13 protein-coding genes are annotated in these 16,948 nt (G+C 71.9%); 8 read left to right on the forward strand and 5 right to left on the reverse strand.

The genetic code is table 11. The features are described from left to right. Positions 1 to 110: 110 nt before the first annotated feature. The 3 genes from ABZ656_RS29220 to ABZ656_RS29230 all read left to right on the forward strand — a co-directional run bounded on the left by ABZ656_RS29220 (position 111) and on the right by ABZ656_RS29230 (position 4,678). Positions 111 to 2,858 carry an AAA family ATPase gene (locus ABZ656_RS29220; protein WP_360271455.1) on the forward strand — a complete coding sequence of 916 codons (2,748 nt, stop codon included), beginning with the start codon at positions 111 to 113 and terminating at the stop codon, positions 2,856 to 2,858. A gap of 134 nt (positions 2,859 to 2,992) precedes the next feature. Continuing rightward, the gene (locus tag ABZ656_RS29225) at positions 2,993 to 3,817 is read left to right on the forward strand and encodes an alpha/beta fold hydrolase (RefSeq protein ID WP_360271457.1); all 825 of its coding nucleotides are present in this window, start codon (positions 2,993 to 2,995) and stop codon (positions 3,815 to 3,817) included. An 81-nt stretch (positions 3,818 to 3,898) separates the two neighbouring features. Continuing rightward, entirely contained in the window at positions 3,899 to 4,678 is a 780-nt protein-coding gene (locus ABZ656_RS29230) for an oxidoreductase (protein WP_360271459.1), read from the forward strand. Positions 4,679 to 4,712: 34 nt separating this feature from the next. Here the strand turns inward: ABZ656_RS29230 and ABZ656_RS29235 are convergent, their stop codons facing one another. Continuing rightward, positions 4,713 to 5,594, reverse strand: coding sequence for a LysR substrate-binding domain-containing protein (locus ABZ656_RS29235; RefSeq protein ID WP_360271461.1), 882 nt, complete (start codon positions 5,592 to 5,594; stop codon positions 4,713 to 4,715). Positions 5,595 to 5,713: 119 nt separating this feature from the next. Between ABZ656_RS29235 and ABZ656_RS29240 the strand changes: the two genes are divergently transcribed. The 5 genes from ABZ656_RS29240 (at position 5,714) to ABZ656_RS29260 (ending at position 10,983) form a co-directional block, all read left to right on the forward strand. Next, positions 5,714 to 6,385 (forward strand): succinate dehydrogenase, encoded by a 672-nt coding sequence (locus ABZ656_RS29240; RefSeq protein WP_101402359.1) that lies wholly within the window; start codon positions 5,714 to 5,716, stop codon positions 6,383 to 6,385. Between the two features lies 1 nt (position 6,386). Beyond that, the gene (locus ABZ656_RS29245) at positions 6,387 to 8,345 is read left to right on the forward strand and encodes a fumarate reductase/succinate dehydrogenase flavoprotein subunit (protein WP_101402360.1); all 1,959 of its coding nucleotides are present in this window, start codon (positions 6,387 to 6,389) and stop codon (positions 8,343 to 8,345) included. After that, positions 8,342 to 9,091, forward strand: coding sequence for a succinate dehydrogenase/fumarate reductase iron-sulfur subunit (locus tag ABZ656_RS29250; RefSeq protein WP_101402361.1), 750 nt, complete (start codon positions 8,342 to 8,344; stop codon positions 9,089 to 9,091). Before ABZ656_RS29245 ends, ABZ656_RS29250 begins: the two co-directional genes overlap by 4 nt. A 312-nt stretch (positions 9,092 to 9,403) precedes the next feature. Continuing rightward, positions 9,404 to 10,174: a GNAT family N-acyltransferase gene (locus ABZ656_RS29255; RefSeq protein WP_360271464.1), complete on the forward strand. Its 771-nt coding sequence runs from the start codon at positions 9,404 to 9,406 to the stop codon at positions 10,172 to 10,174. Continuing rightward, positions 10,174 to 10,983 (forward strand): lysophospholipid acyltransferase family protein, encoded by an 810-nt coding sequence (locus ABZ656_RS29260; RefSeq protein WP_101402363.1) that lies wholly within the window; start codon positions 10,174 to 10,176, stop codon positions 10,981 to 10,983. Before ABZ656_RS29255 ends, ABZ656_RS29260 begins: the two co-directional genes overlap by 1 nt. Positions 10,984 to 11,038: 55 nt before the next feature. Here ABZ656_RS29260 and ABZ656_RS29265 read toward each other — a convergent pair whose 3' ends face one another. The 4 genes from ABZ656_RS29265 to ABZ656_RS29280 form a co-directional block, all read right to left on the reverse strand. After that, the gene (locus tag ABZ656_RS29265; RefSeq protein ID WP_101402364.1) at positions 11,039 to 13,387 is read right to left on the reverse strand and encodes an excinuclease ABC subunit UvrA; all 2,349 of its coding nucleotides are present in this window, start codon (positions 13,385 to 13,387) and stop codon (positions 11,039 to 11,041) included. Between the two features lie 43 nt (positions 13,388 to 13,430). Continuing rightward, positions 13,431 to 14,474: an LLM class flavin-dependent oxidoreductase gene (locus ABZ656_RS29270; protein WP_101402365.1), complete on the reverse strand. Its 1,044-nt coding sequence runs from the start codon at positions 14,472 to 14,474 to the stop codon at positions 13,431 to 13,433. A 37-nt stretch (positions 14,475 to 14,511) separates the two neighbouring features. Beyond that, positions 14,512 to 15,726 (reverse strand): hypothetical protein, encoded by a 1,215-nt coding sequence (locus ABZ656_RS29275; RefSeq protein WP_360271467.1) that lies wholly within the window; start codon positions 15,724 to 15,726, stop codon positions 14,512 to 14,514. Positions 15,727 to 15,887: 161 nt separating this feature from the next. Next, positions 15,888 to 16,790, reverse strand: coding sequence for an SDR family oxidoreductase (locus ABZ656_RS29280; protein ID WP_360271469.1), 903 nt, complete (start codon positions 16,788 to 16,790; stop codon positions 15,888 to 15,890). Between the last annotated feature and the right edge of the window lie 158 nt (positions 16,791 to 16,948).

A 16,948-nucleotide genomic window follows, 5' to 3' on the forward strand; every position in this document is an offset into this window, starting at 1 on the left:
CAGCTGGGAGACCAGACCGCACTCGGCGCACAGTCCGAGCCCGTACGAGGCGTTCCCGAGCTCCCGTGACCGGCGGCGGAGTCGGGTGAACTCGGCGGAGGAGTGGGCGCATGGCGGACGAGCGGCCGATCGTGGGCCGGGAGGCGGAGCTCGCCGAGCTCTCCCGGCTGGCCGCGTCGCCCGACGGCCGGGCGCTGCTGCTGCGCGGCGAGGCGGGCGTCGGCAAGAGCGTCCTGCTGGACGCCGCCGCCACGCACGCCACCACGCTCGGACACCGCGTCGTCCGCGCGGCCGGCGTGGAGGCCGAGACGCAGCTGCCGTTCGCGGGCCTGCACCAGCTGCTGTACCCGCTGCTCCCGGGGGCCGCCGGCCTCGACCGGGTCACCCGGGCCGCCTTCGACACCGTGTTCGGGCGCACGACGGGCGAGGTGCCCTCCGTGATGGCCCTGGGCATCGCCGTACTCGATCTGCTGGCGCTGGCCTCCGGAGACGTACCCCTGCTGGTGGTCGTCGACGACGCGCACTGGTTCGACCCGCAGAGCGCCGAAGTGGGGCGGTTCATCGCCCGCCGCCTGTCCGCGCACGCCGTACGGATGGCCATCGGCGTACGGGAGGACATCCCCTCCGCCTGGGACGCGGCCGGACTGCCCGAGCTGGCCGTCCCCGCGCTGGAGGCCGCGGCGGCCGCGACCCTCCTCGACACACACGCCCCGCACCTGCGGGAGGCAGTCCGCCGCCAGGTCCTCGATCAGGCACAGGGCAACCCGCTCGCCCTGCTGGAACTGCCGCGCGCCCTCGACGAGGGCACCACCCGTGGCGCGGAGCCCGGTGAACTGCCGCTCTCCCGGCGGCTGGAACACCTCTACGGCGACCGGATCAAGACCCTCGCTCCCGGCGAACGCGCCGAGCTGCTGCGGGCCGCGCTCGACGGCGTCGGTACCGGCGCCTCACCCTCGCCCGCCGACCGGGCCCGCTACCGGATGAGCGAGGCCGACGGGGCCGTGGCCGCCGGGCTGCTCACCCCTGACACGGCCGGCGGCGACCGGCCCGGTCTCGTGTTCCGGCACCCGCTGGTCCGCTCCGCGCTGCTGCAGTCGGCGACACCCAACGAACGGCGCGCCGCGCACACGGAACTGGCCCGCCTGCACCGCGCGGACATCGAACGCCACGCCGCCCATCTGGCGGCCGCCACGGTAGACCCCGACGAGGCCGTCGCCGTCGTCCTGGAGCGCGCCGCCCGATCTGCCACGGCCCGGGGCGGCGCCGCGTCCGCAGTCGCCCTGCTCACTCGCGCCGCCGAACTCAGCCCCGGTGCCGCGGCACGCTCCCGCCGGCTGGGCGACGCCGCGTACGTGGCGGCCCAGTCCGCGCTGCTCGACCAGGCACAGGAACTGCGCGAGGCCTCCGACCGGCTGCTCGGCAGCCGCCGGTCGCCCACCGCCGTGATCACCTCGGCGTACGCCGCGCTCTATCAGGACGGCGACGTCCGATCCGCCCACCGCCGTGTCGCCGCCGCGCTCGAAGCCCTGCCGGCGGACACCTCTGAGGAGATCCGGACCCGGCTGTTCAACCTGCTGCTGGCCATCAGCCTGTTCTCCGCCGACCCGGCCCTCTGGTCGGTCACCGACACGCTGGTGGACGTCGCGGCGACCGAGCCCTCGACCCTGCTCTACCGCGACGCGTTCGGCGATGTCGCCCGGCGTGGAGCGGGCGCGCGGGAGCGGGTCCAGGACGCCTTCGCGAGGCTGGGCGAGGAGCAGCCGTGGGACGTCATGCGGCTCGGGGTGGCGGCGTACTACCTCGACGCGCTCGGCGACCATCGTCCGCTGGTGCGCCGCGTCGCCGACCGGGAGGCGGGCAGCGGGGCGGTCACCAACGCGATGACCCTGCTCCAGCTGGTCATGCTCGATCAGATCAACAGCGGCGCATGGGAGGACGCCGAGCACACCGGCAAGCGTGGTCTGGAGCTCACCACCGCCCATGGCTACGCGCTGTTCGAGCACCAGTACCACGGCTTCCTCGGCCTGATCGCCGCCTGGCGCGGCGACACCGAGCGGGCCACCGCGGCACTGAACCGGCTCGACCGTTGGGCCCGCCCGCGCGGCGTCGGCCACCTCACCCAGCTCGCCGAGGCCATCGGCGCCGCCATGCACCTGACGGCCGGGGACTTCGAAGGCGCGTACGCCTACGCGAGCGGCCTCACCGTGCCGGGCGAGTTCACGCCCTGCTCCCAGCAGGCCGTACGCACCCTGCTGGACCTGGTGGAGTCCGCCGTGCACACCGGGCGCGCCGACCAGGCCCGCGCCCATGCCCTCGCCGCCCGTGACCAGGGCCTGCCCGCGATCTCGCCGCACCTCGACTTCCTCACCGCCGCCGCTCTGGCGATGACCGCCGACGACACGGGAGCCCGGGCCGCGTTCGAACGGGCGGTGGCTCACCCCGCGGGAGTGGAGTTCCCCTTCGAGCTGGCCCGGGTGCGCCTCGCACAGGGAATGTGGCTGCGCAGGGCCCGGGAGCGCGCGGCCGCACGGACGGTGTTCGAGGAGGCCGTCGAGACGTTCGAGCGACTCGGCGCGCAGCCGTGGACCCGGCGTGCCCGGGCCGAACTGCGCGCGGCCGGTGCGGCGGTCGGCAAGGCCGCGGAGAGCAGAGCCGACACGCTCACCGCGCAGGAGCGGCAGATCGCCGAGCTCGCCGCGAGCGGGCTGAGCAACAAGGAGATCGGCGCCCGCCTGTTCCTCTCCCCGCGCACGGTCGGAGCGCACCTCTACCGGGTCTTTCCCAAGCTCGGCATCTCCTCGCGGGCGTCGCTGCGCGACGCGCTGGCGCAGGCGGGGCATTCCATCGAAGGTGGATGAGCCCCGACCCGCACGGACACCGCCCTACGTCGGTCACCGCAGTCATTCGACCGATTCGGCGGGCATGACTGCCCAGGGAGTCTGGACTCGTCGCGCCACCCCCGGGGCGGCCCCGAGAAGTCCAGGAGAAGGCCATGTCCGACCCGCGCACCCCGCTCGTCCTCATCCACGGCCTGTGGCTGCACGCAGGGTCGTGGCAACCCTGGATCGACCTGGCCCAGGAGCACGGCTACGCCCCGCTGGCACCCGGCTGGCCCGGCGAGGCCGGCACCGTCGCCGAGGCCCGGCGCCACCCCGAGGCCGTCGCCGGGCTCGGCATCGACGACGTCACCGAGCACTACGCCGGGATCGTCCGCTCCCTCGACCGCCCGCCGGTGCTCATCGGACACTCCTTCGGTGGACTGATCGCGCAGAAGCTGCTCGGCGCGGGTTTCGGCCGGGCCGCGGTGGCCATCGACCCGGCCCAGATCAAGGGCGTCAAGGCGCTGCCGCCGGCCCAGCTGCGGGCGGGTTTCCCCGTGCTGGGCAACCCCGCCAACCGGCGCCGCGCGGTCTCTCTGACCGCCGCGCAGTTCCGCTACGGCTTCGGCAACGCGCTGGAGGAGACCGAGTCCGACGACCTGTACGAGCGCCTCACCATCCCCTCGCCGGGGCGGCCGCTGTTCGAGGCCGCGTTCGCCAACTTCGCGCGGCGCTCCCCGGCGTCCGTGGCCACCGGCAACGCGGATCGCGGGCCGCTCCTGCTGATCTCCGGCCAGGCCGACCACACCGTTCCCGATGTCGTGACCCGCTCGGCGTACAAGCTCTACGGCGACTCGTCGGCGGTCACCGAACTCAAGCAGTTCCCCGACCGGGGCCACTCCCTGGTCGTCGACCACGGCTGGCGGACGGTGGCCGAGTACGCCCTGCGGTGGCTGTCCGAGCAGGGCGTCCAGGGCCGGGGCACCTCACACGACTGACCCGGACGTCCGACCCGGGCGTGCCTCGGTTCGTGGCACGCCTCATTTCACCGATCGAAGTAATCGAAGGAGCTGAGCAGGATGAGCACGGAACTCCAGGGCAGGACCGCCGTCGTCACCGGCGCGAGCAAGGGCATCGGACTGGCCGTCGCCGAGGCGCTGGCCGGAGCGGGGGCGACGGTGATCGCCGGGTCGCGCACCACGACGCCGGGTCTCGACGCGCTGGTCAAGCAGGGCGGTGTCACCTGGGTACCGGTGGACCTGGCCGAACCCGGAGCCGCCGAGCGCCTTGTGACGGCGGCTGACGGCCGGCTGGACATCCTGGTCAACAACGTCGGTGCGGCCCCCGCCCGCATGGGCGGATTCCTGTCGGTGACCGACGAGGACTGGCAGCGCACGGTCGATCTGAACCTCCTCACAGCCGTGCGGGTCACCCGAGCCGCCCTGCCCTTGATGCTGACCGCCGGGCAGGGCTCGGTCGTGACGGTCGCCTCGGTCAACGCCACCCTGCCCGACCCGATGGTGATCGACTACAGCGCGGGCAAGGCCGCGCTGGTCGCCTTCTCCAAGGCACTGTCCAAGGAGGTCGGCCCCAAGGGCGTCCGGGTCAACACCGTCAGCCCGGGCCCGGTGGAGACCGAGCTGTGGCTCGGCGGCGACGGGGTGGCGGCCACCGTCTCGGCAGCCGCCGGGATCACCCCGGACGACGTGGTCGCCCTGGCGGCCGGTGCCACGGTCACCGGCCGCTTCTCCCAGCCGAACGAGGTCGCCGACCTGGTTCTCTTCCTCGCCGGCGACCGCTCCCGCAACATCACCGGCAGCGACTTCGTCATCGACGGCGGCTTCATCCCGACCTGGTGACGCGGCGAGCGACCTTCGAAGCCCCCTGCGCCGGTCAGCGTTCCAGCAGCATCCGCTGGAGTTCGCGGGCCGCGCGAGGCGGAGCCACATCGCTGCGGTGGGCCAGGGCGATGGTGCGGTGGAGTCCGGGGCGCGCGAGCGGTGTCACCCGCAGGCCGCGTCCCGAGCGCGTCGCGACCATGCGCGGGACGACGGCCACGCCGAGCCCCGCCCTGACGAAACCCAGCACCGCGTCCATCTCGCCGCCCTCGACGGCGAAGTCCGGCTCGAAGCCCTCGGCGCGGCAGGCGGCGACGGTCAGTTCCCGCAGGTCGTAGCCGTGCCGGAACATCACCAGGCGTTCGCCCTCCAGGTCGGGGACGCGCACGGTGCGGCCTCTCCCCGGCGCGGGCGCGTCCGGTGACGACACCACGACCAGGTCCACACGCAGCAGCTCCACCGTCGTCAGGGCGGGGGAGGGGGTGGGCAGGGGGAGGACGACCAGGGCGAGATCCAACGCGCCGCGCGCGAGTTCCCGTACGAGATCGTGGGAGCCGCCCTCCTCGATCATCAGTCGGATACCGGGATAGCGGTCGTGGAAGGCACGCAGGACATCCGGAAGCAGGCCGGTGCACAGGCTCGGCGTCGCGCCCAGGCGGACCCGGCCGCTGCGCAGCTGGGCCAGTTCCTGCACCTCGTGCCGGGCCGTGTCCGCGTCGGCCAGGATGCGCCGGGCCAGTGGCAGCAGCGCCTCGCCCGCGTCCGTCAGCGTGATGTTGCCCCGCGCGCGGAGAAAGAGGTCCGCCCCCAACTCCCGTTCCAGCGCCTTGATCTGCTGGGACAGGGACGGCTGGGCGACATGGACCAGATCGGCGGCCCGGGTGAAGTGCCGGGTCTCGGCGACCGCCACGAAGTACTGGAGCTGCTGGAACTGCATCCACCCATCATAGGCTTCAGCTATTGAAACGAGCCGGACCATGTCTTGGACCGATCGGCACCCGTGGCCCTAGCTTCTGAGACATGGCTCTGGCAACGCGGACGGACCGACGACCGTCCATGACGCGCACCGTGTGGGACAGCTCCGTCGGGAAGAAGACCGTGATGGCGGTCAGCGGCCTGATCATGCTGCTGTACCTGGTCGTCCACATGCTCGGCAACCTGAAGATCTTCTTCGGTTCGGGCGAGTTCAACCACTACGCCCACTGGCTGCGCACCCTCGGCGAGCCCTTCCTGCACTACGAGTGGGCCCTGTGGATCATCCGCGTGGTTCTGGTCGTCGCCGTCGTCGCCCACGCCACCGCCGCGTACCAGCTCAGCCGCCGTGACATCAGGGCGCGCCCGAGCAAGTACGTCCACAAGAAGCCCAGGTCCAGCTACGCGACCCGCACGATGCGCTGGGGCGGGATCATCCTCGGCCTGTTCATCGTCTGGCACATCCTCGACCTGACGACCGGCACCGTGCACCCCGGCGGCTTCCAGTCCGGACACCCGTACCAGAACGTGATCGACACCTTCTCGACCTGGTACGGCGACGTGATCTACATCGTCGCGATGCTCGCGCTCGGCCTGCACATCCGGCACGGCTTCTGGAGCGCCGCACAGACCATGGGCGCCGGCAACCGCACCCGCGACCGCGCCCTCAAGACCATCGCCAACGTCCTCGCGCTGGTGCTGACGGTGGGCTTCATCTCCGTACCCGTCGGTGTCATGACCGGATTGGTGAGCTGACATGACCGCAGCCTCTGAATACGCCGCGTACACGACCGGTGCGCCCGTCGTCGACAGCAAGGCCCCCGGGGGCCCGGTCAACGAGCGCTGGGACACCCGCCGCTTCGAGGCCAAACTCGTCAATCCCGCCAACCGCCGCAAGCACACGGTGATCGTCGTCGGAACCGGGCTCGCGGGCGGTTCGGCGGGTGCCACGCTCGCCGAACAGGGCTACCACGTCGTCCAGTTCTGCTACCAGGACTCGCCCCGCCGCGCGCACTCGATCGCCGCCCAGGGCGGCATCAACGCGGCGAAGAACTACCGCAACGACGGCGACTCCGTCCACCGGCTGTTCTACGACACCGTCAAGGGCGGCGACTTCCGCGCCCGCGAGTCCAACGTCCACCGCCTCGCACAGATCTCGGTCGAGATCATCGACCAGTGCGTCGCCCAGGGCGTGCCGTTCGCGCGCGAGTACGGCGGTCTCCTCGACACCCGTTCCTTCGGCGGCGTCCAGGTGTCCCGCACCTTCTACGCCCGCGGCCAGACGGGCCAGCAGCTCCTGCTCGGTGCTTACCAGGCCCTGTCGCGGCAGATCGCGGCCGGCAACATCGAGATGCATCCGCGCACCGAGATGCTCGACCTGATCGTGGTCGACGGACGGGCGCGCGGCATCGTGGCACGGGATCTCGTCACCGGCCGGATCGACACGTACTACGCGGACGCCGTCGTCCTGGCCAGCGGTGGCTACGGCAACGTCTTCTACCTTTCGACGAACGCCATGAACTCCAACGCCACCGCCGTCTGGCGGGCGCACCGGCGCGGCGCCTACTTCGCCAACCCCTGCTTCACCCAGATCCACCCCACCTGCATCCCGCGCACCGGCGATCACCAGTCCAAGCTCACCCTGATGAGCGAGTCGCTGCGCAACGACGGCCGTATCTGGGTCCCGAAGGCGAAGGGCGACACGCGCCCGCCGAACGAGATCCCCGAGGACGAGCGCGACTACTACCTGGAGCGCATCTACCCCTCCTTCGGCAACCTGGTCCCGCGTGACATCGCCTCCCGCGCCGCCAAGAACGTCTGTGACGAGGGCCGCGGCGTGGGCCCGGGCGGACAGGGCGTCTACCTGGACTTCGCCGACGCCATCGGGCGCATGGGCAGGGCGAAGGTCGAGGAGAAGTACGGCAACCTCTTCGACATGTACGCCCGGATCACCGCCGAGGACCCGTACACCGTGCCGATGCGGATCTACCCGGCCGTGCACTACACGATGGGCGGACTGTGGGTCGACTACGACCTCCAGACCACCATCCCCGGCCTGTTCGCGATCGGCGAGGCCAACTTCTCCGACCACGGCGCCAACCGCCTCGGCGCCTCGGCCCTCATGCAGGGCCTCGCCGACGGCTACTTCGTGCTGCCGTCCACCATCAACGACTACCTCGCCCGCAATCCGCACCACGCCGAGGTGACGGACGAACACCCCGCCGTCCGGGAGGTGCTGGCCGGGACCGAGGACCGGCTGCGGCTGCTGCTGGCCGTCGACGGCGACCGCACCCCCGACTCCTTCCACCGCGAACTCGGCGAACTCATGTGGGAGTTCTGCGGCATGGCCCGCACCGAGACGGGTCTGCGCAAGGCGCTGGAGCGCATCCCGCAGATCCGCGAGGAGTTCTGGCGGCGCATCAAGGTCCCCGGCACCGGTGAGGAGTTCAACCAGTCCCTGGAGAAGGCCAACCGCGTCGTCGACTACCTGGAGCTCGCCGAGCTGATGTGCCTCGACGCACTGCACCGCTCCGAGTCCTGCGGCGGCCACTTCCGCGAGGAGTCCCAGACCGAGGGCGGCGAGGCCGCCCGCAAGGACGAGGAGTTCTCCTACACGGCCGCCTGGGAGTTCACCGACACCGGCGCCGCGCCCGTCCTGCACAAGGAAGACCTGGTCTTCGAGTACGTCCACCCCACCCAGCGGAGCTACGCATGAAGCTCACCCTGCGCGTCTGGCGCCAGAAGAACGCCGACGCCGACGGAGCGATGTCCACGTACGAGGTGGACGGCATCTCGGCCGACATGTCCTTCCTGGAGATGCTCGACACCCTCAACGAGGAGCTCATCCTCAAGGGCGAGGACCCCGTCGCCTTCGACCACGACTGCCGCGAGGGCATCTGCGGCGCGTGCAGCCTCGTCATCAACGGCGACGCGCACGGACCCGAGCGCACCACCACCTGCCAGCTCCACATGCGGTCCTTCCAGGACGGCGACACCATCGACGTCGAGCCCTGGCGTGCCGCCGCGTTCCCGGTCGTCAAGGACCTCGTCGTGGACCGGACGGCCTTCGACCGGATCATCCAGGCCGGCGGCTACATCACCGCCCCGACCGGCGCGGCGCCCGAGGCCCATGCGACGCCCGTACCGAAACCGGACGCCGACTTCGCGTTCGAGCACGCCGAGTGCATCGGGTGCGGTGCGTGCGTGGCCGCCTGTCCCAACGGGGCCGCGATGCTCTTCACCTCGGCCAAGATCAACCATCTGAACGTGCTGCCGCAGGGGGCGCCCGAGCGGGAGACGCGGGTGCTGGACATGGTGGCGCAGATGGACGAGGAGGGGTTCGGGGGGTGCACGCTGGCCGGGGAGTGCGCCACCGCCTGCCCGAAGGGGATTCCGTTGGTTTCCATCACCGGGATGAACAAGGAGTGGCTGCGGGCTGCGCGTAAAGCGGGGAAGCGGTAGGGCAGGGTTTCGGCTGCGGGTCGTGGGGGCTGGGCGCGCAGTTCCCCGCGCCCCTCAGGGGCGCTCTTGCCGGCCCCGATTGTTAAGTAGACGTTCGCCGGATCTGTGCGGACGGGCGGGGCCGGGAGGTGGTGCTCATCCCCGGCCCCGTCTCGCATTCGGGGAATCTTCTGGCATTCAACATCCCCACATCCTGGCTCCTGGCACAGGTCACGCGCACGCCAACCTGCATCGGAAGAACAGGAGCGCGCGGGCCGTACCGAACCGGTCTGCCGCCGCTGTGCCGAACCGGCCCGTGACCAGGAGAGTGCCATGACCGGCGTTTCCACCCTCGACAGCCCCCCGCAGCCCCTGGCCCCCACCCGTTACACCGTCTCCCTCGCCCGTTCCGAGGCCGACGTCCGGGCCGCGCAGCGGCTGCGGCACGACGTCTTCGCCGGGGAGATGGGCGCCCTGCTGACCACGCCGCAGCCGGGGCTCGACATCGACGCCTTCGACGCCTACTGCGATCACCTGCTGGTCCGTGACACGCTGACCGACCAGGTCGTCGGCACCTACCGCCTGCTGCCCCCGGAGCGCGCCGCGATCGCCGGCCGGCTCTACTCGGAGGGCGAGTTCGACCTGACCCCGCTCGACGCGGTCCGCCCGGGACTCGTCGAGGTCGGACGCTCCTGCGTGCACCCCGACCACCGCGACGGCGCCGTCATCGGCCTCATCTGGGCCGGGATAGCCCGCTACATGGTCGAGGGCGGCCACGAGTGGCTCGCGGGCTGCTGCTCGATCCCGCTCGCCGACGGCGGCGAGCTCGCCGCCGGAACCTGGGACCGGGTGCGGGCCAAGCACCTGGCACCCGAGGAGTACCGGGTACGACCGCTGCTGCCGTGGACCGCGGAGGGTGTCACCCGCCGGCCCCGCACCGAACTGCCCCCGCTCCTGCGCGGCTATCTACGGCTCGGCGCCTGGGTCTGCGCCGCACCCGCGCACGACCCGGACTTCGGGGTCGCGGACCTGTTCGTGCTGCTGTCGATGCGCCGGGTCAACCCGCGCTATCTGCGGCACTTCCTCTCGCTCGTCCCGGCGTGATGAGCGTCTGGCTGCCCAGCGCGCCCTGCACCCCCAGGGCGTGCGTCGAGGCGACGGGGTCCGCCACGGCCGTACCGCGCGCCGTGCTGCGGCTCGCGGCGGTCCTGGTGGTGGTCGCCACCGGGGTCGTGCTGTTGCCGCTCGGCGGGCGGATCCCCGCCGAGCCGGTACGGCGCTGGTGCCGGGCGATCGTGCGGGCCGCGGGCGTCCGCGTCCGGATCACCGGCCCCGCCGTCCCCACCGGCGGGCTGCTGATCGTCGCCAACCACATCTCCTGGCTGGACATCCCGCTCCTCGCCGCCGTGCGGCCGGCCAGGATGCTCGCCAAGTCAGAGATCCGGCAGTGGCCGGTGGCGGGACCGCTGGCCGCGCGCGGCGGCGTCCTGTTCATCGAGCGCGACCGGCTGCGCGCGCTCCCGGACACGGTGGCGCGGATCGCCGGGCTGCTGCGCGACGGGGCGGCCGTCGTGGCCTTCCCGGAGGGCAGCACCTGGTGCGGTAGGGCGCAGGGACACTTCCGGCGGGCCGTCTTCCAGGCCGCGCTCGACGCGGGGGTGCCGGTCCAGCCGGTGCACATCCACTACCGGCTCGCCGGGGGAGTGGCGAGCACCGCGCCCGCCTTCGTCGGGAACGACTCGCTGCTCGCCTCGCTGTGGCGGGTGGCCTCGGCTCGCGGACTGGTGGCCGAGGTCGAGGTACGGCCCACGCTCGCCCCGGGCAGCCACCCGGATCGACGGGAGCTGGCCCGCGCGGCGCAAGGGGGGTTGCATTCCCAGGGCGCACGCGCGTCGGTCCCCGCACATCGCTGACGTATCAGGACGAGGCGACCTGAAGGAACAGGGGCCGGCAGCCGGCGGTACGGGGCTACCGGTCCCGAGCGAGTGCCCGGGTGAGGTACGGAGCCGTCGTGCTCCCCTGCGCCCGCGCCACCTCGGCCGGGGGCCCCGCGGCCACGATCCGGCCGCCCGCAGCCCCGCCGCCGGGACCCAGGTCGATCACCCAGTCCGCGCCCGCGACCACCGACATGTCGTGCTCGACGACCACGACGGTGTGTCCCGCGTCGACCAGGCCGTGCAACTGGCGCATCAGCACCTCGACATCGGCGGGGTGCAGCCCGGTCGTCGGCTCGTCGAGGAGATAGAGGGTGTGCCCCCGGCGGACCCGCTGCAACTCACTGGCCAGCTTGATGCGCTGGGCCTCGCCACCGGACAACTCCGTGGCGGGCTGGCCGAGTCGCAGATAGCCCAGACCCACGTCGAGGAGCGTGGCGAGGCTGCGGGCGACGGGCGGGGTGTCGGTGAAGAACTCCGCAGCGGCCTCCACCGTCATGTCCAGGACCTGCGCGATGTTCCGTCCGCGGTACGTCACTTCGAGCGTCTCGGGGTTGTAGCGCGCCCCACCGCAGTCCGGACAGGGAGCGTAGGTGCTCGGCAGGAAGAGCAGCTCCACACTCACGAACCCCTCGCCCTGGCAGGTCTCGCAGCGCCCGCCCGCGACGTTGAAGGAGAAGCGCCCCACCCCGTAGTCGCGCCTTCGCGCCTCCTCCGCCCCGGCGAAGACCTTGCGCACGACATCGAAGAGGCCCGTGTACGTGGCGAGATTCGAGCGCGGGGTACGGCCGATGGGCTTCTGGTCGACGGAGACGAGCCGTCCCACCCCCTCCAGCTCCTCCGTCACCTCGCCGATGAGGGTGGACTTGCCCGAGCCCGAGACGCCCGTGACGGCGGTGAACACACCGAGCGGGAACGCGACGTTCACCCCGTGCAGGTTGTGGCGGCTCACCGGCCCCACCTTCAACTGTCCTTGGGGGGAACGGACTTCGCGTTCCGACACGGGGGAGCGGTCGAAGAGGAAGCGGGCCGTCGCCGATTCCTCCACCCCGGCCAGCTCCGCCACCGGGCCGCTGTGCAGCACCCGCCCGCCGTGCTCACCCGCCCGCGGACCGACGTCGACGAGCCAGTCGGCCCCCCGCACGACATCCAGATGGTGCTCGACCACGAACACCGAGTTGCCCGCCGCCTTCAGTCGGTCCAGGACCGTGAGCAGGGCCTCCGTGTCCGCCGGGTGCAGACCCGCGGACGGTTCGTCGAGGACGTACACGACACCGAACAGACCGGAACGCAACTGCGTTGCCAGCCGCAGTCGTTGCAACTCGCCCGCGGAGAGGGTCGGGGTGGCCCGGTCGAGGCTGAGGTATCCGAGGCCGAGTTCGAGGACGGGGGCGATCCGCGCCCTCAGGTCGTCGGTGAGGACGCGGGCCGTCTCTCCCCGGGGCTCCAGGGTCCCGGCCAGCTCGGACAGCGGCAGCCCCGCCAGTTCGGCGATCGTGCTGCCCGCGAAGGTCACCGCCAGCGCCTCGGGACGCAGCCGGCTGCCGCCGCACACCGGGCACGGGGCGCTGGTCAGGAACCGCTCGGCCCTGGCCCGCAGCGCCGGGCTCTTCGAATCGGAGAACGTCTTCATGACGTAGCGCCGGGCGCTCATGTACGTGCCCTGGTAGGGGCGTTGGATCCGGTCCGCGTCCCGCACCGGATGCACGGTGACGACCGGCTGCTCGTCCGTGAACAGGATCCACTCCCGCTGCTCGGCCGGCAGCTCGCGCCACGGCCGGTCCACGTCGTACCCCAGCGCGTCGAGGACGTCGCGCAGGTTCTTGCCCTGCCAGGCACCGGGCCACGCGGCGATCGCACCCGCGCGGATCGACAGCGACGGGTCCGGGACCAGTGACTCCTCGGTCGTACGGTGGACCCGGCCGAGACCGTGACACTCCGGGCAGGCCCCGGCGGCCGTGTTCGGCGAGAAGGCGTCCGAGTCGAGGCGTTCGGCGCCCCGCGGATAGTCGCCCGCGCGCGAGAACAGCATCCGCAGGGAGTTGGAGAGGTTGGTGACCGTGCCCACGGACGAGCGCGAGGTGGGCGCCGAGCGGCGCTGCTGGAGCGAGACCGCGGGCGGCAGCCCGGTGATGTCCCCCACCTTCGGCGCCCCGACCTGGTGGATCAGCCGTCGCGCGTACGGCGCCACCGACTCGAAGTAGCGCCGCTGGGCCTCCGCGTAGATCGTGCCGAATGCCAGCGAGGACTTGCCCGAGCCCGAGACCCCGGTGAAGACCACGAGGACATCGCGCGGAATGTCGACGTCCACGCCCTGGAGATTGTGCTCGCGGGCGCCCCGCACACGGACGTACGCGTCGTGGCGGCGGTGCGGGTCGGACATCGACGGGACTCCTGGCGGGGGGCTCGGGGCAAACCCCACGATTCTAGGCCGAGGCCAGTCCCGCGACCCGGGCGAGCCTGCGGAAGGAGTCCAGCAGGGCCTGGCGGTCGTACGTACTGGTCGTGACCAGCACCTCCTGCGCGCCGGTCTCCTCGATCAACATCTCCAGCTCGTGCTCGACCTGTTTCTCGGTGCCCGCGATCTGCCCCGCGAGCGCCGACTCGTAGAAACGCCGCTCCTTGCCGTTCATCGGAAGGTCCTCGACCCGCTCGGCGGGCGGGAGCGGCGGGAAGGTGCCGTGCGTGCGGGTGTACGCCATCGACCAGGCCTCGGGGAGGAGCAGCCGCATCGCCTCCTCCGGGGTCGCGGCGACCGCGACGGCGCCGGAGACGACGACGTACGGCTCCGCCGCCCAGACGGAGGGGCGGAACGTCGCGCGGTAGTGGTCGATCCCGCGCCTCATCTTCTCCCGGTTCCTGATGTCCCCGATGACCAGGGGCAGGCCCGCCCGCGCCGCGATCGTGGCGCCCTCGTTCAGGGCGAGCACGAAGGGCGGCACGGTCAGCCCCTCCGAGGGGCGCGCGTGCACCCCCGTCGGCGACGGGCCGCGGAACCAGCCGAGCAGCTCGTCGAGCTGCCCCGCGAAGTCGTCGGCGACGTCCTTGTCCCGCCCCAGCGCCCTGCGCACCCCGTCCGTGAAGCCGACCGAACGCCCGAGCCCCATGTCGATCCGCCCGGGGAACAGGGACTCGAGCACGCCGAACTGCTCGGCCACGACCAGGGGCTGGTGATTGGGAAGCATCACCCCGCCGGTACCGACCCGGATCGTCCGGGTGGCGGCGGCGACCGCGGCGGCCAGCACGGTGGGCGCGGACCCGGCGACCCCGGGCACGCCATGGTGCTCCGATACCCAGATCCGGTGGTATCCGAGCCCTTCCAGCTCCTGGGCCAGACGCACGGTGTCCCGCAGGGCCTCGGCGGCGTCGTGCCCCTCGCGGGTGCGTGAGCGGTCAAGGACGGAGAAGCGCGTCGCTGCGAGGCGGGAGTCCCGTCCCGGTGGACCCGCGTGATCGTGTGGGCTCGGCATGACTCTTCGGATGATACGGACCTCGCCGCACCGGCGGTCACAGGGCCTCGTGGGAAATGGTCAGCAGATAGGTGCCGTAGAAGAGGGAGAAACCGGCCAGGCCGATGAGCAGGACGACAACCGTGCGCCGTTGGGCGCGGACCAGGGAGAGGGCGACCGGCAGCAGCAGGGGGAAGGCGGGCAGCAGCAGGCGGGGTCTGCTCGTGAAGAAGTGGGCGTCGCCGAGGGCGATGACGAGGAGAATCCCCGAGTACACGAGAAGCGGCAGCGGCTGTCGGTCCAGGATGCCGAGGACGAACAGCAGGAGGCAGCCGAGGACGATTCCGGCGGAGAGATAGACGACCAGGGTGTCGTGCCCGACGACCAGGTGCTTGAACATGTGCGCGGTGTAGTGACCGAAGTCGAAACGTGAGCCCCACAGACTCTGCACCCGGAAATAGCCGGTCAGGTCGTGCGTGCGCAGCCCCACCCAGACGACGTACCCGAGCCACCCGACGGGCGCCACGAGCACGGCCGTCCAGGCGCGCGGGGCGGTGGGCCTCCCGTCGCGGCGGCGCTGCCAGAGGTGGACGGCGGCGGCCGTGACGACCGCGGCGGCCACCGTGAAACCGTTGGGGCGGCACAGCCCGGCCAGCGCGGCCAGCGTCCCGGCGGTCAGCCAGCGGTGGGTCAGCGCCGCGTAGAGAGCCCAGGCGGCGAAGGCCGTCATGAGGGACTCGGTGTACGCCATGGTCAGCACGACGGCGTGCGGCAGCAGCGCCCACAGTGCCGCGAGCGCCAGGCCGACCCGCCGTCCGTGCAGCAGCTCGCCGACCGCGTACACGCCCCAGGCGGCCACGGTGGCGGCGGTCCAGGAGATGACGAGCGCCGCGTTGACCGGACCGATCGGCAGGACCGTGTTCAGGCCGTGGATCAGTCCGGGGAAGAGCGGGAAGAACGCCAGGTCGTTGTAGATGACCCCGTGGCCGGACTTGGCGGCGACGATCGTGCCGTAGCCGTACCGGGCGATGTGCCAGTACCAGCCGCCGTCCCATTCCAGACCGAGCACGTTGCGCGGGTGCCGGCCCAGGTGCAGCGACCAGACGGTCACCATGGCCACGCCCGTCAGCCGCGCGGCGGCGAACAGCCACAGCGCGGGCAGCGCCCGCTTCAGTTCGGCCCGCCACCGCCACACCTCGGGCGAGGCGGCAGGCGACGCGGGCATGAGCTGCCGCGTGGGTCTGCCGCTCACCGTCTGGGGGCCGTCTTCCATACCGACCTCCTCGTCGCCCTGCTGGAGGGAATGGCCGGGGACGGGGTTCCACCGGTGGGAAGATCCTCACTTCATGAAACACGGCGGTCCCGGGCAGCGCATTCCGGCCGGGTACGGAAGGGTGATGAGGTCGCCGGGTTCGAACCGCTCGAGCGGCTTGCTCAGTCGTTGAAGTAGTGGCCCGCTTCGAGGTCCGGGACGAGTGCGGGGTGCTCGGGATGCCATCCCAGCAGCTTCCGGGTCAGGACGCTCGAGGTCGGGTTGTCGAGGGGCACGGCGGCGGCGAGAAAGCCGAAGTGCCGGCTCGCGTCCTCGGCCGTGATCCCTGCGACCGGCAGCTTCAACCTGCGGCCGATGAGCTCGGCGATGTCACGGAAGGGCACACCCTCTTCGGCGGCCCCGTGCAGGACCGAGCCGGCCGGGGCGGCTTCGACCGCCAGCCGGAACAGGTGCGCCGCATCGAGCCGGTGCACGGCCGGCCAGCGGTTCGATCCGTCGCCGACGAAGGCCGACACGCCGGTCTCGCGGGCGATGCCGATCAGGCTCGGGACGAAGCCCTTGTCGCCCTCGCCGTGCACGGTCGGTGAAAGCCGCACGACCGAAGTGCGCACCCCGCGCGAGGCCAGGGCCATGGCCGCGCTCTCCGAGGCGATCCGCGGTGCCTCCGACCCGGGATCGGGCGCGATCTCCTCGGTCCCGAGGCGACCAGGCGCCATCATGGTGAGCATCAGGGTTCCCGAGGTCACCACGAGCGGCCTGCCGGTCCCTTCGAGCGCCGCTCCGAGAGCCTCGACGGCACGCAGGTCCAGCTTGCCGCTGGCGACGTAGTCCGAGAAGTCATGGTTGAAGGCCAGATGGATGACGCCGTCCGCCGCGGCGGCACCCTCGTACAGGCTGTCCGGATCGTCGAGGGAGCCTCGGCGCGCCTCGGCGCCGACGGCCGTCAGCGCCGAGGCGGCGGCGTCCGAGCGGGCGAGGCCGACGACCTGATGCCCCGCTTCGAGGAGTTCACGGACGACGGCGGAACCGATGAATCCGGTCGCGCCGGTGACGAATACGCGCATGATGCATTCCTTCGACAAGACGAACAGGGTCCGCCTCGATGCGGCACCGGGGCGGTGATCCCACCGTGCGTCCGGGGAGTGCCCCGGGTCCAAGACCTGTTTCGCATCCGGCGATACGTCCTAGGCATCATCACAGCTCAGACCGCAGCCCGCATCCA

Source organism: Streptomyces sp. NPDC007095, from assembly GCF_040634475.1.
Taxonomy (GTDB): domain Bacteria; phylum Actinomycetota; class Actinomycetes; order Streptomycetales; family Streptomycetaceae; genus Streptomyces.

Coding starts and splice junctions, on each gene's coding strand:
- ABZ656_RS29235 (WP_360271461.1), bottom strand. CDS start 5,594: ATGCAGTTCCAGCAGCTCCAGTACTTCGTGGCGGTCGCCGAGACCCGG.
- ABZ656_RS29270 (WP_101402365.1), bottom strand. CDS start 14,474: ATGCCGAGCCCACACGATCACGCGGGTCCACCGGGACGGGACTCCCGC.
- ABZ656_RS29240 (WP_101402359.1), top strand. CDS start 5,714: ATGACGCGCACCGTGTGGGACAGCTCCGTCGGGAAGAAGACCGTGATG.
- ABZ656_RS29280 (WP_360271469.1), bottom strand. CDS start 16,790: ATGCGCGTATTCGTCACCGGCGCGACCGGATTCATCGGTTCCGCCGTC.
- ABZ656_RS29275 (WP_360271467.1), bottom strand. CDS start 15,726: ATGGAAGACGGCCCCCAGACGGTGAGCGGCAGACCCACGCGGCAGCTC.
- ABZ656_RS29265 (WP_101402364.1), bottom strand. CDS start 13,387: ATGTCCGACCCGCACCGCCGCCACGACGCGTACGTCCGTGTGCGGGGC.
- ABZ656_RS29225 (WP_360271457.1), top strand. CDS start 2,993: ATGTCCGACCCGCGCACCCCGCTCGTCCTCATCCACGGCCTGTGGCTG.
- ABZ656_RS29260 (WP_101402363.1), top strand. CDS start 10,174: ATGAGCGTCTGGCTGCCCAGCGCGCCCTGCACCCCCAGGGCGTGCGTC.
- ABZ656_RS29245 (WP_101402360.1), top strand. CDS start 6,387: ATGACCGCAGCCTCTGAATACGCCGCGTACACGACCGGTGCGCCCGTC.
- ABZ656_RS29255 (WP_360271464.1), top strand. CDS start 9,404: ATGACCGGCGTTTCCACCCTCGACAGCCCCCCGCAGCCCCTGGCCCCC.
- ABZ656_RS29220 (WP_360271455.1), top strand. CDS start 111: ATGGCGGACGAGCGGCCGATCGTGGGCCGGGAGGCGGAGCTCGCCGAG.
- ABZ656_RS29230 (WP_360271459.1), top strand. CDS start 3,899: ATGAGCACGGAACTCCAGGGCAGGACCGCCGTCGTCACCGGCGCGAGC.
- ABZ656_RS29250 (WP_101402361.1), top strand. CDS start 8,342: ATGAAGCTCACCCTGCGCGTCTGGCGCCAGAAGAACGCCGACGCCGAC.